The organism is Achromobacter sp. MFA1 R4, from assembly GCF_900156745.1.
Taxonomy (GTDB): domain Bacteria; phylum Pseudomonadota; class Gammaproteobacteria; order Burkholderiales; family Burkholderiaceae_B; genus Achromobacter.
Map to the genome: position 1 here is coordinate 441910 of NZ_LT707065.1, position 13904 is coordinate 455813.

Here is a 13904-nt window from a genome sequence, read left to right on the forward strand (position 1 = left end):
ATCCATGACAGGGCCAAAGAGCGACGACCGGTCCAAACCTCAATCTGCCTTAGCCTGGCGTGTAGATCTGGTCAATACGAGCACGGTCCTCGGCGCTCATCGCTGCGGCCTCATTCTGCACATCTGCGCGCGTACGACCAGTCTCCTGTTTCGACCACCCAGGGCTAGCCACGTTTCTGTACGTCAAGGCCCAAGCGCGCTTGTCAGCCTTCGCTTCGGCCAGTTCCGCCTTGACCTGTTCGGCGGACTTTCCATCCGTTGCATGGCCCTGAGCGGTCTCATAGCCGATTTCGGTATTTGTTTGATGCCACGAGCCCGACGCCTGCGCGGCAGTTGACAACGAAAATGCTGCGGCGAGCGTGAGTACGATGCGGGTGGGATAGGTCAGCATAAGAGTCTCCGTGTTTCATGGTAGGCGCCGCGGTTACAGGGCCTACACGCTTGTGATGAAGCGGTTGTGACACTCTACGGAATGGATCCTGTCAATTCGCAAACACCCTGATTACAAAATCGTAAGCGCGGCCAACATTACAGAATTGTCATGTTTCTGTCGGGAATTTGACGAGGTGCGTTGGATAAAGTGCCGGTCACACTCCCTATTCCCGCTCGCGAAATACGAGTGGGCCAGTTGATTGCGGGCGCGCTCCCAATAGCAGGCCCTCCTACCGGTTAAGATCATGCGTGTATTCCTGCCGCCGCTCGCTGTCGCGGCCATGCTTTGCTTTGTCTCGCCCCAGATCAAAGCTGCAGAGACGCAAGGTTCGTTTCTTGCGACGCCTATAACCACAAGCAAGTCCGGTCCGCATGAGCGCCGATTGACGCTTGACGAGGCGTTAGCTGCTGCACTAGAGCGGAATCCGGGCCTGGCTGCGGCAAAGCATGAAGCAGCGGCAGGCGATGGCCAAGTTACTCAAGCTGGCCTGATGCCCAATCCTTCCATAGACGTCAGCGTCGATGACACGAAGAAGGCAACACGTACGACCACGGCCTTACTGAGCATGCCGGTCGAGTTGGGGGGCAAGCGCGCTGCACGCGTCAGCGCTGCGGAGCTTTCACGCGATATAGCCAGGCAGGACGTGCACAGCGCTCGCGCCACGCTGCGCGCGGCGGTCGTCACTGCGTTCTTTGACATGGCGGTCGCGCAAGAGGCGGTTCGCGTGACAGAACAGAACGTCGACATTGCCTCAGACGCTCTACGCTTGGCCGAACGCAGGGTGGCAGCCGGAAAGGCACCTCCGCTAGAAAGCGGTAAGGCCGGGGTCGCCCTAGCAAATTCACGGATTGAGGCGCGTGCCGCAAGGGCAAAGCTGGAGGACGCACGCCGCAATCTGTCCGTCCTATGGGGTGAGAACGACCCGGATTTTGGCTACGTGACGGCGAACATTGACGCCTTGCCAACGCGCCAGACGTTGGATGCATTACGCGCCAGTCTGGCGGAATCTCCATTTATGCAGTCCGGCCGGATCGCTGTGCGGTTGGGCGAGGCCCAGGTCGCGGTTGAGAAGAGCAAGCGCTTTCCGGACATCACTCTCAGCGCGGGTATCGCCCGTGACAATGAAGCAGGTCGCGACAAACCGCAGATTGGTATTTCAATCCCTCTGCCGCTGATCGACCGCAACCAGGGCAATGTGTATGCGGCATCCATGCAAGCTTACAAAGCGAAGGACACCTTCCGCGATCTGGAAGCCCGCTTGATGGCTGATCTGCTGCGAGCGGTTACCCAATTCGACCTCGCCCTTGCTACGGCAGAGGATTACAGAAGCTCTGTCCTCCCCGGAGCGACGCAAGCCTACGAGTCAGCTCGGAAGGGCTTTGAAGCGGGAAAGTTTGGCTTTCTTGAAGTGCTGGATGCGCAACGGACGCTTTCAGAAGGGAATATTGCCTACCTAAAAGTCGTGGCGACCGCGTATCAAGCGCGATCCGAAATTGATCGGCTTCTCGGACATTGAGTTTCTAAGAGATAAATCATGTTGAAAAAGGCATATTCATCCACCGTCAAGCGCCTCTCTGGCGCTACGGCTATTACGAGCTTGGCGCTATTCCTGAGCGTTAGCACCTTACATGCCGCAGAGGATGAGCACGGTCATGAAGCCCAAGAGTCTGGTACGGCCGGCCCTAACGGTGGCGCATTGACATTACGGGACCAGTTAGGGGTAGAGCTGCTGCTGAGTGAAGATAAAGGTGAGCCTCGCCTGAAGATCTGGGGCTATGACGGTGGCAAGGCGGTCGCCGTGGACGCCTCAGAAGCGAAGGTCCAAGTGAGACGGCCGAATGGCGAGATTGAAGCGCTCACGTTTCGCAAGGAAGGCGCCGCATTGGTGAGCGTGCAAACCGTCGGAGAGCCGCACTATCTGGAGGTCGATGCGGAGGTCAAGCTTCCTGGCCAATCCGAGGCAATGCATGCCTCGCTAGAAAAAGACGAGGGAAAGATCGCACTGTCCGCTGTACAGGTGCAGACGGCCGGTATAAAACTCGCCACGGCCGGTCCGGCACCATTGGCTACGTCTGCGCAATTTCCGGGCGAAATAAAGTTCAACGCGGACCGTACCGCGCACGTGGTACCTCGCATGGCTGGAATCGTGGAAAGCGTCTCTGCGGACCTTGGGCAACAGGTGAAGAAGGGAGAGCTGTTGGCGGTCATTTCCAGCGCATCGCTGTCCGAATTGCGAAGTGAATGGCTTGCAGCGACCAAGCGGCGTGATTTGGCTGCACAGACACATGCCCGGGAACAACGGCTTTGGCGCGAGAAAGTTTCCGCTGAGCAGGACTACCAGGTCGCCCGAGCTGCATTTCAAGAGGCGGAGATCGCTGTGCAAAATGCTGTGCAGAAGCTGCGCGCCGTCGCTGCGGCACCGCGCTCCACTGAGCTTGCATCGCTCGAAATTCGAGCGCCGTTCGACGGGATGGTTGTGGAGAAGCACATCGCGCTTGGGGAAGCCCTAGCAGCGGATGCGAGCATTTTTACGATATCCGATCTGCGCACGGTTTGGGCGGAATTCTTGATCGCTCCCAAGGACTTGCAAGCGGTGCGCGTAGGAGAAGACGCGATCGTCTCGTCCACCGCATTTTCCGAAACTGCGCAGGGCCAGGTCTCTTATATCGGATCATTGCTGGGTCAACAGACACGCACGGCTACCGCACGCGTAACGCTTGACAATCCGGGAGCTGCATGGCGGCCGGGGCTGTTTGTCACGGTGCAGGTGGTGACAGACAGTTCAGAAGTAGCAGTCGGCGTCGACCCTGATGCCGTTCACACGATTGACGGCCAGAATATCGTCTTTATTGAGGTTCCCGGCGGATTTTTGCCGCAGCCCATTACGATAGGTAAAAGCTCCAACGCCATGGTGGAAGTCACGCGAGGTTTGAAGGTGGGCGTACGGTACGCGGTCGAGAATGCATTTGTACTGAAGTCGGAGCTCGGCAAGGCCAGCGCTGACCACGCACACTGATCGCGGAGAGACCATGTTTGAACGCCTCATCCGGTTTTCGATTGAACAGCGCTGGTTGGTCCTATTCCTTACCCTGGGAATGGCTGCCGTTGGCATATATAACTACACGCGCCTCGCAATCGACGCGGTTCCCGACATCACGAACGTGCAGGTTCAAGTCAACGTAGGTGCACCCGGCTACTCTCCGCTTGAGACGGAGCAACGTATTACCTACCCGATTGAGACGGTAATGGCCGGCCTGCCGGGCCTGGAGCAAACGCGGTCCTTATCACGCTACGGGCTGTCCCAAACCACCGTGATTTTTAAAGATGGCACCGATATCTACTTTGCGCGGCAACTGGTCAACCAGCGATTGCAGGAGGCGCGCGAGAGCTTACCGGCAGGAATAACCCCTTCTCTTGGGCCAATTTCATCAGGCTTGGGGGAGATCTTTTTGTGGACGGTCGAAGCTGAGCACGATGCGAGAAAGGAGGATGGGACGCCCTACACCCCGATGGATCTGCGTGAATTGCAGGATTGGGTTATCAAACCGCAGCTCCGCAATATACCCGGCGTTACCGAGGTAAATTCGATAGGCGGCTTCGCTAAGGAGTATCAAGTCGCACCAAGCACCGAGCGGCTCGCATCATATGGCTTGACCCTTGCCGACATTATGGCCGCCCTAGAGAACAACAACTCGAACGTGGGTGCAGGCTACATCGAGCGCAAGGGAGAGCAGTATCTGATTCGAGCGCCGGGCCAGGTCAAGTCCATTGAAGACATCGGCAACGTAGTGTTGACCTCGGTCGGCGGACAGGCGATTCGTATTCGGGATGTTGCCGATGTCGGTATCGGCCGTGAGCTGAGAACAGGGGCGGCCACAGACAACGGGCAGGAAGTGGTGCTGGGCACGGTCTTCATGCTGATTGGCGAGAATAGCCGTGCTGTGTCACAGGCGGTGTCGGAGAAGCTCGAAGTCATCAACAAATCTCTGCCTGCGGGGGTGAAAGCGATCACCGTGTACGATCGCACGAATTTGATTGATAAAGCTATCGCCACGGTCAAAAAGAACCTCCTTGAGGGAGCTGCGCTCGTAATCGTAGTGTTGTTTGTATTCCTCGGAAACATCCGCGCTGCGCTCGTCACTGCAATGATAATTCCGCTTTCAATGCTGTTCACCTTTACGGGGATGGTCGCCTATAAGGTAAGTGCGAACCTCATGAGCCTAGGTGCTTTGGATTTCGGAATCATCGTCGACGGCGCCGTCGTCATTGTGGAAAACTGTGTTCGGCGGTTAAGCCACGCGCAGGCTCATCATCAACGTCCGTTGACCCGGACTGAGCGCTTCCACGAAGTTTTTGCAGCTGCGCGTGAAGCACGCCGCCCATTGCTATTTGGGCAACTGATCATCATGGTGGTGTATCTGCCGATCTTCGCGCTAAGTGGTGTGGAAGGGCGCATGTTCCACCCCATGGCCTTGACAGTGGTACTGGCTCTCCTCGGAGCGATGATCTTGTCCGTGACGTTTGTGCCTGCGGCGGTTGCGTTGTTCATCGGAAACAAAGTGTCGGAGAAGGAAAGCCGTCTGATGGTGTGGGCTACCCGCCGTTACCAGCCGCTTCTTGAAGGTTCGCTGCGGCGTACGCCATGGGTGCTCGGTGCGGCAACCGTCTTGGTGGTGCTATGCGGAGTGCTGGCGTCACGATTGGGCAGTGAATTTATCCCGAACCTGAACGAGGGGGACATAGCAATTCAGGCCCTTCGCATCCCAGGTACAAGTCTCACACAGTCTGTCGAGATGCAGAAGCAGATCGAGGCTCGCCTGAAGGAGAAGTTCCCCGAGATCGAACGAGTGTTCGCGCGTACGGGAACTGCGGAAATTGCTTCCGATGCCATGCCGCCAAATATCTCGGACGGCTACGTGATGTTGAAGCCGCTGGACGAATGGCCGACCCCCAGGAAGTCGCATGCCGAGTTGTTGGCAGCTATTCGTGAGGAAGCCGCACAGATCCCAGGGAACAACTATGAATTCTCTCAACCGATCCAGCTGCGATTCAACGAGCTGATCTCTGGCGTTCGTAGCGACGTGGCAGTAAAGGTGTTCGGCGATGACAACGACGTGCTGAACGCAACCGCCGCTGAGATCGCTGAAGTGTTGGAACAGGTGCCCGGTGCATCCGAGGTTAAGGTCGAGCAGACCACGGGATTGCCCATGCTCACGGTCAACATTGATCGCGAACGAGCGGCGCGCTACGGTTTGAGCTTGACCGCAATACAGGACACGCTAGCGATAGCGGTGGGTGGTCGAGAGGCAGGTACGTTCTTTCAAGGTGATCGTCGCTTCGATATCGTGGTGCGCTTACCCGAGACTGTGCGGGCAAATATAGCTGAACTTCGGAACCTGCCAATTGCGTTGCCGACTTCTGCGGGACTGGCGCAGGCCTCCTACATTCCGTTAAGTGAGGTAGCCAGCTTTGATCTTTCGCCCGGGCCGAATCAGATCTCGCGAGAAGACGGTAAGCGTCGTGTTGTGGTGAGTGCGAATGTGCGCGGGAGAGACCTGGGCTCATTCGTCGCTCAGGCCACGACGGACATCCAGCAACGCGTGAAAGTTCCTACAGGCTACTGGACCTCATGGGGCGGAACTTTCGAGCAGCTACAGTCCGCAGCGCAACGGCTTCAAATCGTCGTGCCGGCGGCGTTGCTCCTCGTTTTCGGGCTATTGTTTGCGATGTTCGGAAACGTTCGAGATGGCCTCATCGTCTTCACGGGTATCCCGTTTGCTTTAACCGGTGGCATTATCGCGTTATGGCTTAGGGACATTCCGCTATCTATCACCGCAGCCGTTGGCTTTATCGCGCTTTGCGGCGTGGCTGTGTTGAATGGTTTGGTCTTGCTTTCGTTTATCAGCTCAATGCGCGAGGCCGGAAAATCGCTGGATCGCGCCGTTCGCGAAGGTGCTATTAGCCGATTGCGGCCGGTATTGATGACCGCCTTAGTAGCATCGCTGGGCTTTGTTCCCATGGCGATTGCAACTGGCACGGGCGCAGAGGTGCAGCGGCCGTTGGCTACTGTAGTGATAGGTGGCATCATATCGTCGACGATCCTGACACTGCTGGTACTTCCCGCGCTCTATCGCTTGGTTCACAGGCGCGATATTGAGGAGCTTGAATTGGCGGACGCCAATTCGAGGGCGTGAGGCGCTTCGCCACGCAGAATAGATTTGTTTTGGCGATCGTTCAGCCACGGCCCTTCCGTGGTCTCATAGGACGTTGTCGTGACCTGCCCGGGGGGCAGGTCCATGGCACGGTATCGGCGGATAGACATTGCGCGTAACGGCCAAGCGACTTAGGCCCCTCACCGTCCTTTAACGGAGTCTGGCGAAACGTCCGCTTGTGGCCGAACTCAGCCGGTCACGACCAGCAGCTTGGTCAGCCGCAATCGGCACAGGTGGTCAGTTCAACCGGAATACGCACCTACCCGGCGGTGCACCGTTGCCGGAGCCAAGGCGACGCTTAGGAATGTGATTTACGTCCTGTCGCCGCGAGCGCTTCAAGTCCAAATTGGACGAGATAAGGCGCCGGCTTCCCTTCGTCCTCTGCCAAGTAGTAGCGCATCATCCGCACCGACACCCCGAGACGTCGCGCGGCCTCTTGCTGGCTCAAACCTGCCTCGTCCAATAACCGCCGCAGATAGTTGGGATCTGGATTGTGGCGCTCCACGTTGGGACTGGAAACCAGCACTGCATCATTATCCTGCTTCATGTACTTTCCTCGCGATATCCGGGGCCGAGATGACCAGACTTTTGTAGGCCGCGCCAGCTTCAGTCTTCGAAGTCGCAGCCGTCCAAACAATTCGTCAATGCGGCGAGCAATCCTGCTAACTCGCCCGCCATTAAAGCAAAGCTCGCGTCGAACATCTCTTCATCGTCCCGCCCATCAGAGGGCAGATCCTTCTTAAGAACATCCAGGGCCCGCAGGCGGCGCAAAGTCAGATCCTCGGTCAACATGAACGAGATTTTATCGGCCCACGTCATCGCCAGCTGCGTGCATTGCTTGCCTTGCTCGATGTGCCTTCTGGCGTCGACGGTCTCGATTGAATGCCGCACCCATCGAATTGCGCCCTGGCCGCGCCCCCGCGATCGCAGCTCTGCATCCTGATCAATCGAGAACCCATGGGGTGCCTCCCCTTCGAGAACCCACTCTGTCATTGCCAGACCTGGCGCGGTCTGGACTTGCAACGGCTCGACAGCAAACGGGTCGACAGTCTTGCTGAGAAGCGACAACACCTCATCCGCGCGCTTCGAAGAAGCAGTATCGACAACCAGCCAACCATTACGGCGATCGATCCATACATCGGTATCGCGCATTTGAAGAAACGCCTTCGGAAGAAGCTCCTCCAGCACACGGTCCTTGATGTCCTTCAACTGTCTCCGCCCAGGCTTGTACCCTTGGCGATGCTCGATCAATGCTGAGACCTCCTTAACACGCTGCTTCACCACAGCGGGAGGTAGGATTCGTTTAGCCGTCCTCATACGTATAAGCCAGTTGCCCCCCACGTCACGGGCCCTACTTTTGCCCGCGCCAGCGCGAAGCCAACCTCGCCCTTCACGCCCGCTTTCAGGCATCGCGAAGGCCTGCCGGCCGAGCTGCTCCTCCAGTACTTCGGTGGAACTGGCGATGTCTTCCTGCGCTCTGTAAAGATGGGCATTCTTGAAGAAGATATGGTTCATCGAACGCGTCCAGGTTGCGATACTCGCTGAGTCGACCGCGCTTCGCTCCAAACTGCGCGCACGTACCAGAAGAGCCAATGCCCGCGCCGCCATGCGGTCCTGGTGGCTAGAGTGCGCTGCCTCGATTCAGCCGCACATACCCCGACGCCGTGGAGCTCTGCCAACCTCGCCATCAATTCAAGCATGCGCCCGCGTCCGTCGTGCTCCCGGTATGCCACGTACATCGACTCCACTCCCGCGCGCCTCCACGCCGCCAACAGCCCCGACAAATAGACGTATGTCGATCGCGCAACGAAGCGGAAACGACGTGCTTCAACCTCGCGCATGCAATGGTCTAGCGACACGTGAAGCGCCCCTCGCAGCCGTCCGATCGACGCCGCATCGCAATCGCCAAATATCAACCGCAAACTCCACATCAGAGCGAAGCCCTCGATGCGGGACAAGCGCTTTGTCGACGTCAGAACCTGCGATTGGCCTACGCCAATCAACTCCACCGCATGAATGAAATCGAAGGAGGTCCAACTTGCTTTGGTGAGTTTCACGCTTTTTCCTCCACGCACACAAAACAGCAGGTTTCGCCGGGGATGGCGCACGCGGCCCCTCAAACAGGCGAGACCCGGCAAAGAAAGGTTTGTTCCGGCCACTGAAGCGGCTCAGACCAGGGAGGCCAGCCTTCGACCAGCGCCCCCCGTGTATTTGCTCAGGCAGCCCTCCGGAGCGCGGATATCGCTTCGAACGCCATCGGCGGCGGGTTCGCATTGCCCAGCATGTGCAAGGCCACCGCTTGATTCGCTGGAAGGATGTAATCCTTCCTGAAGCCCATAGCCGCTCTGTTCTCGGCAATCGTGAGCATGCGCATCCTGTCCCCGTCCACGACCGCCCAACGTGCGCGGGTGGTAACGGTGCCCAAGGGGCGATCGAGCGCGCGCCCGGTCAATCCCGACCCGGAACCGTAGTAGGGCATCACGAATCGTTCGCCAAAAGCGCGTCTCGCGTTACGAACTCGGTCGAGAGTCTTTTCTGACCGGCCAGGACGCTGCACGAGTGACCAGTTTCCCGCCGCGAAGTCGATCACTTCACCGATCGCACGATGCTCACGTTTCGGGGAGTCCAGCTGGATGGGATGTCGGCTGCGCGTCCCCACGATCAAAAGGCGCTTTCGATGCTGCGGCACACCGCAGTCCGCGGCGTCCCAAATCATCGGTGACAGCGTATAGCCTAGTGCGGCCATAGCGGCGCACCATGCGGGATACAGAGCCCATTGTGCAAAGGCCGGCACGTTCTCCACCAGAACGAAAGGCGGCCGATGGCATTCGACGGCCGACACTACTGCCCATGCTGTGGCTCGCGCCGCGTCGTGATGTGGCTTGTCCTTACCCCGTGCAGGTGTGTGCCCCGTGCACGCGGGCGAGGCCATGAAAAGGTCGTGCGCCGGAGCCTTGGTCCAGTCGGCCTGGTGAACGTCCTGGCAGATATGCGCTGCGTCCGGGTGATTGGCTGCATGAGTATCCACAGCGGAACGCCAGTGGTTGGCGCACCACGTGACCTTGATGCCAGCCATCCGCGCCCCCTCCGTGTTTCCGCCCATTCCTGCGAAGCAATCGATCGCGGTCTCCATGATCGTCACCTCAAACAGCGACACGCACGGAACGCACGGCATAGCCCGCAGCCTGGACCACTTCGCGGGCGCGTTCAGCATCCTCAGCGGCCGCGTCGACCCAGATGCGATGACCGACCTCCACCCGAAAGAGTCCCTTGGAAACCGGCTCGCCAATTCGCGCCGCACAACCCGCGAACTCGGTCACCTTCTCGAACGGAAACAGCTGAAAAAAGGGGTCCGCCAAGGCACTGTCGCGATAGGCCATGACAGACTTCACTTGGTCGGTGTTCAAGCCCACCTCGGCCTGCAAGAACTGCGACATCTCCTCGTCGCTCGAAACGTCGTTATTGCAGAGTTGATCGTTCACCCATTGGCGCTGCACGTTCAGCAGGGAATCTAGGCAAGCAGGGATGGTCGTTCCGGATTCAAGCATTACTTTCTCCAGGGTCGCGGCACAGACTTTACATTCTTCGTGCCTTTATTTAAATCACCCTGTAATTATATAGGCAACAATTGCCTACCAAGACCATAGCCTGTAACAGGCATCGCGCGGCAATAGGGTCATCGCGAGGACTGTGTACCGAAATCGTTTACGCGTATGCGGCCCAATCAGCACACCGGAAGATGCGCAAGGTGCCATGCACAATCCCGGCCGCCTCGCAGGTCGCGATATACGCCTCCTGAGCCTGTTCAAGAAAATCGGCCCTGTAGACCACTTCGCGGCTCTGGGTACCACCCGGACCAAGGTCGACGACCTTGAACCGGCAGGTGTGGCGCAGCCAGCCATTGGTGAGCGCCCCCGCGAAGTGAACCGGGCCCAACTTGCGGTCATCCATGCCGCCCTCCATCCCCTTCCGCAGCTATGACGTACTCCAGGGCAGCTGTCGGTGGTGCATCGATGATGTCCTCCAGCCAGAGGTTCTGTTCAACGTACTCCAGCGCTCCACGTAGCGAAGCGAAATCCAGAACGCTGTCATCAGCTCCATACACGAGACGGGCAAGCCGCGCACACCCGCTCTTCGGCGCATAACGCAGTTCCCACGCGCACGCCTCGGGCTGCGGGTGGCTCACCGAGAATCGCACCCATCCTCCCTTTATGCGCTTCATGGCGGGCGCGAAGTAATTGATAGCCTGTTCCACGCGCTCAATGGCCCCTTGCTCTGCACGGTTCAGCCCGAAGCTAAGGACGAGTTGTTTTGTGTCACTCCAAGTCCCGAAGACATGTAGTCCCCACGACTCTGCGATGGCGCTGAGTGGCTTGTAGAAGACCATGCCGCCTGTTCCATCCGACCTCATAAGCTCGGCCAGATCCGGCGTACTGCCCCATTGCCGCAGCTGCACCCACGCGATTTCTTCCTGCAACGCACGAACCACCTCGCTCGCTCGATCCTCTTTCCGCTGGGCTTGTGTCGCTTCCTTCTTTGCTATGGCTAGCTTCAGTTCCGCCTGCGCCAGACGCCGCCGAAGCGCAGACATCGAACTATCCAAACTCGTTTGCAAATCGCTCTCCCAAAGTGTTGATTCCGAAAGGCGGCGAAGCGCCCCCAGTTCTCCGGCATCCCAGCTTTACGCGGCTAGTCCTGCACAGGGCGCCATTGGATTTCCGAGATCGGATCGTCTCCGCGCAGTAGAGCCCGCGCGTCCCGCAGCTTTGCAAGGATCGCCCCAGTGTTGTCGTTCTCATCACGCACAAAGGCAACGCTATTGAGCAAATCGATAGCTGCGCTTATGGCGTTGTCCACCGTTACATCAGAGCGATTCCGGACATCCGAATACGCGTGAGGCGCACCGCTCATAATCTCGGCCACTGCCCCTCCTGCACCGTTGTGCTTCGGTCCATAGCCTTGTTCGCGTGCAATTCGCAGGGGGGCAGGCGCAGCCAGCACGCGCGCTGCGAGCTCGAAGCTGCTGTCGGCATGCCGCAGGTCACCAGCGAGCAACAGGAGCGCTCGTTCGTCGGTGAGGTTGAACCCGTCCGCAACTCATTCGGGGGCCACATCAAAACGGACGATCCAGGTATATGGTTTGATCTTGTTCATGCACGAAGCTCCTGAGCTAAGCCGAAGGCTGGGAAGCGCGATAGTCGGCCCAATCCTGATACTCGCCGGTGGGCAACTCATTGGTGACGTCGCGATCGGCCCACGCCTCGAACGCCGCGCGGCTGACGATGGGGTATCGACTGCCGCGCCGCACGGCAGGCCCGTCGTACTGCACTTGCCCAACGGATCCGATCCACTGAACCGTGCGATCGTTTACCAGTCCGCCACTTTCGGCGGGCCGCTTTGCGCGGTAGGTGCGCCCAACTTTTACGTCCATGGTCATTCCTTCTCTGTCAGGCCTGGTTGTCCAGGCCGGGGACCCTTTGCATGGAAACCTTGCAGTCGTACTGTCCGGCCAACTCGCCACAATGGCCGTGCCAGGAAGACTCGCCTTCGCTGGCAGCATTGCGCAGATGATGAGCCGCTTCTTTCCATTCACCGGCCGCGACGGCCTTCCATACCAACTTCATTCGCGTGATCTGGTCGTCGGGGCAGGACATCAAGAGCTCGTATGCGGTAGACACGGCCTTTCCTTTAAAGCTGAGCTTGACGACGAGGCGACGGGACGGGCACGAGCGAGCCGAAGTCGTCCATGATCCCGGGCAGACAATCGCCTTGAGTTTCCCGGGACACTGTCGCCCATGCCAGCCAATACCGGCGATCGCGATTGAGACGGTCGCCGAACATCCCGCCGGGCACGTCCTCGCGGTAGGTGCCGCCTATACGGTCCTCGGTCTCGATCCTGCTCCCTCCATCGTCCTGCTGCTCACCTACGTCCTCTACCAACAATGACCAGCCGTCCATGTCAAACGAAAGCTCCACGCGCTCGCCATGCTGATTCTGGACGCCCACGAAGGTGTGCATTTTGATGAGCGCCTCTACATCCTCGTCCGGGATGTTTGCGCTTTGGTACATCAGTCCGTCTGGATAACGGGTGGTCTGTACCACTACCGGCTCCCCATCGACGAACCAGCGACCGTTACTGCCTTTTTCAATCACCATGATTTTTCCTTTCTGCCAATACCGCTAGAAGCGATCACAAACACCTTGGCACCCGAAGGCCGTGCTATTTGTCGTAAGCGCTACTCAGGTGGCCCGCGTACTCGCGCATGTTCTGCGCGAGCAGACGACGGCCGTCGTCGTCTCCACGGGGCGAGGACGCATCGGCGCACATCGCGCACGCCAGCGCGAAAGCACTGACCGCATCCGCCGCCGCATCGAGCTTCTTGGCAGCGACTAAGGCCGCCTTCTTGCGCGCCGTGACGGCGCGGCCTTCGGCTTTGTCTGAGTTCATAGTCAGCCCTGCGGATTTCGGATGTTGCTGCGAATGGAGTCATAGACCCCGACGACGAGCTCGGCGCGGAAAGCCTTGGCGCGATCGCTCTGGCCGTCGTGCAGCTCCTCTAGGAGCGCGCTGGTGTGATCTCGCCACGCGACCACGCCCGCACGGATGTACGCCTCTTGCTCCGCAGCGCTCATCGCGTCCGGGATCTCTCCGCTTTCCCTATGGCGAGCGTGACTTGCGCGGAGGAAAGCCACAAGGTGATGAAGGGCGTTCGCATCGAGGCCAAACTGCGACGCCATCTTCTGGACTTCTGCGTTCCGGTCCATCAGGCTTCCTCTCGTTCGTCGTAGGCTGCGCGCAGCGCGTCGTAGCAAACAGCGAACCGGGACGCGGCACGACCGCATGCGTCCGGAAACTCTTCCCCGCTTGCCACACGCTCGATCAGCTCGGCCAGCGCGGCGTCCAAGCCGCCGCCCATGGCGGCTCCTGGGAGCGGCAAGCCGCAGCTGGCAGCGTATTCATGAGCCGGCATGCGCGCGACCACTGGAAACTCAGCCGCCCCCCCCTGGCGCGGGTCGTTATCCGAAGCGAACTTATCGGCTTGGCTCTTCGTAGCGAAACCATCGCGGACCTTTGCAACATTGACCGGCGGGAGGCTGCCGACCTGGCGGGTATGCGCCGGGACGGTCACCACAAACACGGGCTTGTTTCGCATCTTTCGAAGTGTCGAGATAAGGATCATGGCGGATGCTCCTGTGGGCGGGATGCCAGCGGGCGACCTACAGGCAACCCCCCGAAAAATTAACATTTGACGATGGTT

Annotated in this window: 17 protein-coding genes; 3 read left to right on the top strand and 14 right to left on the bottom strand. The window is 59.0% G+C overall.

The features are described 5' to 3' along the window. Positions 1-49 precede the first annotated feature (49 nt). Positions 50-391, bottom strand: coding sequence for a DUF4148 domain-containing protein (locus tag BXA00_RS01985; protein WP_076515772.1), 342 nt, complete (start codon positions 389-391; stop codon positions 50-52). A 286-nt stretch (positions 392-677) separates the two neighbouring features. Here BXA00_RS01985 and BXA00_RS01990 point away from each other — a divergent pair, with 286 nt between their 5' ends. Genes BXA00_RS01990 through BXA00_RS02000 form a run of 3 tightly spaced genes read left to right on the top strand, consistent with a single transcriptional unit; the run spans position 678 to position 6627 of the window. Continuing rightward, positions 678-1949: a TolC family protein gene (locus tag BXA00_RS01990; protein ID WP_076515773.1), complete on the top strand. Its 1272-nt coding sequence runs from the start codon at positions 678-680 to the stop codon at positions 1947-1949. Positions 1950-1967: 18 nt separating this feature from the next. Next, complete coding sequence (locus BXA00_RS01995; protein WP_083714143.1) at positions 1968-3449, top strand: efflux RND transporter periplasmic adaptor subunit; 1482 nt, start codon at positions 1968-1970, stop codon at positions 3447-3449. A 13-nt stretch (positions 3450-3462) separates the two neighbouring features. Next, positions 3463-6627, top strand: a complete 3165-nt coding sequence (locus BXA00_RS02000) for an efflux RND transporter permease subunit (RefSeq protein ID WP_076515775.1) — start codon at positions 3463-3465, stop codon at positions 6625-6627. A 316-nt stretch (positions 6628-6943) separates the two neighbouring features. On the opposite strand, the gene BXA00_RS02005 is transcribed toward BXA00_RS02000, so the two are convergent. The 13 genes from BXA00_RS02005 to BXA00_RS02070 form a co-directional block, all read right to left on the bottom strand. Further along, a complete protein-coding gene (locus BXA00_RS02005; protein ID WP_076515777.1) occupies positions 6944-7192 on the bottom strand; it encodes a helix-turn-helix transcriptional regulator in 249 nt (82 codons plus the stop codon). 59 nt (positions 7193-7251) lie between these two features. Beyond that, entirely contained in the window at positions 7252-8160 is a 909-nt protein-coding gene (locus BXA00_RS02010; protein WP_156902719.1) for a recombination-associated protein RdgC, read from the bottom strand. Between the two features lie 700 nt (positions 8161-8860). Next, positions 8861-9778 carry a DNA cytosine methyltransferase gene (locus tag BXA00_RS02020; RefSeq protein ID WP_076521750.1) on the bottom strand — a complete coding sequence of 306 codons (918 nt, stop codon included), beginning with the start codon at positions 9776-9778 and terminating at the stop codon, positions 8861-8863. A 10-nt stretch (positions 9779-9788) separates the two neighbouring features. Continuing rightward, entirely contained in the window at positions 9789-10193 is a 405-nt protein-coding gene (locus tag BXA00_RS02025; protein ID WP_076515780.1) for a hypothetical protein, read from the bottom strand. Positions 10194-10350: 157 nt separating this feature from the next. Then, entirely contained in the window at positions 10351-10596 is a 246-nt protein-coding gene (locus BXA00_RS02030; RefSeq protein WP_156902720.1) for a hypothetical protein, read from the bottom strand. Next, entirely contained in the window at positions 10589-11236 is a 648-nt protein-coding gene (locus BXA00_RS02035) for a hypothetical protein (protein WP_076515783.1), read from the bottom strand. Before BXA00_RS02035 ends, BXA00_RS02030 begins: the two co-directional genes overlap by 8 nt. 98 nt (positions 11237-11334) lie before the next feature. Further along, positions 11335-11700 carry a hypothetical protein gene (locus tag BXA00_RS28665; protein ID WP_156902721.1) on the bottom strand — a complete coding sequence of 122 codons (366 nt, stop codon included), beginning with the start codon at positions 11698-11700 and terminating at the stop codon, positions 11335-11337. Positions 11701-11815: 115 nt separating this feature from the next. Continuing rightward, positions 11816-12082: a hypothetical protein gene (locus BXA00_RS02045; RefSeq protein ID WP_076515787.1), complete on the bottom strand. Its 267-nt coding sequence runs from the start codon at positions 12080-12082 to the stop codon at positions 11816-11818. Positions 12083-12092: 10 nt separating this feature from the next. Then, positions 12093-12323 (bottom strand): hypothetical protein, encoded by a 231-nt coding sequence (locus BXA00_RS02050; RefSeq protein ID WP_076515789.1) that lies wholly within the window; start codon positions 12321-12323, stop codon positions 12093-12095. Between the two features lie 10 nt (positions 12324-12333). Continuing rightward, a complete protein-coding gene (locus tag BXA00_RS02055) occupies positions 12334-12801 on the bottom strand; it encodes a hypothetical protein (RefSeq protein WP_076515791.1) in 468 nt (155 codons plus the stop codon). Positions 12802-12865: 64 nt separating this feature from the next. Beyond that, entirely contained in the window at positions 12866-13093 is a 228-nt protein-coding gene (locus BXA00_RS02060) for a hypothetical protein (protein ID WP_076515793.1), read from the bottom strand. 2 nt (positions 13094-13095) lie between these two features. Beyond that, the gene (locus BXA00_RS02065) at positions 13096-13410 is read right to left on the bottom strand and encodes a hypothetical protein (protein ID WP_076515795.1); all 315 of its coding nucleotides are present in this window, start codon (positions 13408-13410) and stop codon (positions 13096-13098) included. Next, positions 13410-13826, bottom strand: a complete 417-nt coding sequence (locus tag BXA00_RS02070; RefSeq protein ID WP_076515797.1) for a hypothetical protein — start codon at positions 13824-13826, stop codon at positions 13410-13412. Before BXA00_RS02070 ends, BXA00_RS02065 begins: the two co-directional genes overlap by 1 nt. Positions 13827-13904 lie beyond the last annotated feature (78 nt).

Bases quoted from the DNA above. Each gene is read 5' to 3' on its own strand.
- BXA00_RS01985 (WP_076515772.1), bottom strand. From the start codon at position 391: ATGCTGACCTATCCCACCCGCATCGTACTCACGCTCGCCGCAGCATTT.
- BXA00_RS01990 (WP_076515773.1), top strand. From the start codon at position 678: ATGCGTGTATTCCTGCCGCCGCTCGCTGTCGCGGCCATGCTTTGCTTT.
- BXA00_RS01995 (WP_083714143.1), top strand. From the start codon at position 1,968: ATGTTGAAAAAGGCATATTCATCCACCGTCAAGCGCCTCTCTGGCGCT.
- BXA00_RS02000 (WP_076515775.1), top strand. From the start codon at position 3,463: ATGTTTGAACGCCTCATCCGGTTTTCGATTGAACAGCGCTGGTTGGTC.
- BXA00_RS02005 (WP_076515777.1), bottom strand. From the start codon at position 7,192: ATGAAGCAGGATAATGATGCAGTGCTGGTTTCCAGTCCCAACGTGGAG.
- BXA00_RS02010 (WP_156902719.1), bottom strand. From the start codon at position 8,160: ATGAACCATATCTTCTTCAAGAATGCCCATCTTTACAGAGCGCAGGAA.
- BXA00_RS02020 (WP_076521750.1), bottom strand. From the start codon at position 9,778: ATGGAGACCGCGATCGATTGCTTCGCAGGAATGGGCGGAAACACGGAG.
- BXA00_RS02025 (WP_076515780.1), bottom strand. From the start codon at position 10,193: ATGCTTGAATCCGGAACGACCATCCCTGCTTGCCTAGATTCCCTGCTG.
- BXA00_RS02030 (WP_156902720.1), bottom strand. From the start codon at position 10,596: ATGGATGACCGCAAGTTGGGCCCGGTTCACTTCGCGGGGGCGCTCACC.
- BXA00_RS02035 (WP_076515783.1), bottom strand. From the start codon at position 11,236: ATGTCTGCGCTTCGGCGGCGTCTGGCGCAGGCGGAACTGAAGCTAGCC.
- BXA00_RS02045 (WP_076515787.1), bottom strand. From the start codon at position 12,082: ATGACCATGGACGTAAAAGTTGGGCGCACCTACCGCGCAAAGCGGCCC.
- BXA00_RS02055 (WP_076515791.1), bottom strand. From the start codon at position 12,801: ATGGTGATTGAAAAAGGCAGTAACGGTCGCTGGTTCGTCGATGGGGAG.
- BXA00_RS02060 (WP_076515793.1), bottom strand. From the start codon at position 13,093: ATGAACTCAGACAAAGCCGAAGGCCGCGCCGTCACGGCGCGCAAGAAG.
- BXA00_RS02065 (WP_076515795.1), bottom strand. From the start codon at position 13,410: ATGGACCGGAACGCAGAAGTCCAGAAGATGGCGTCGCAGTTTGGCCTC.
- BXA00_RS02070 (WP_076515797.1), bottom strand. From the start codon at position 13,826: ATGATCCTTATCTCGACACTTCGAAAGATGCGAAACAAGCCCGTGTTT.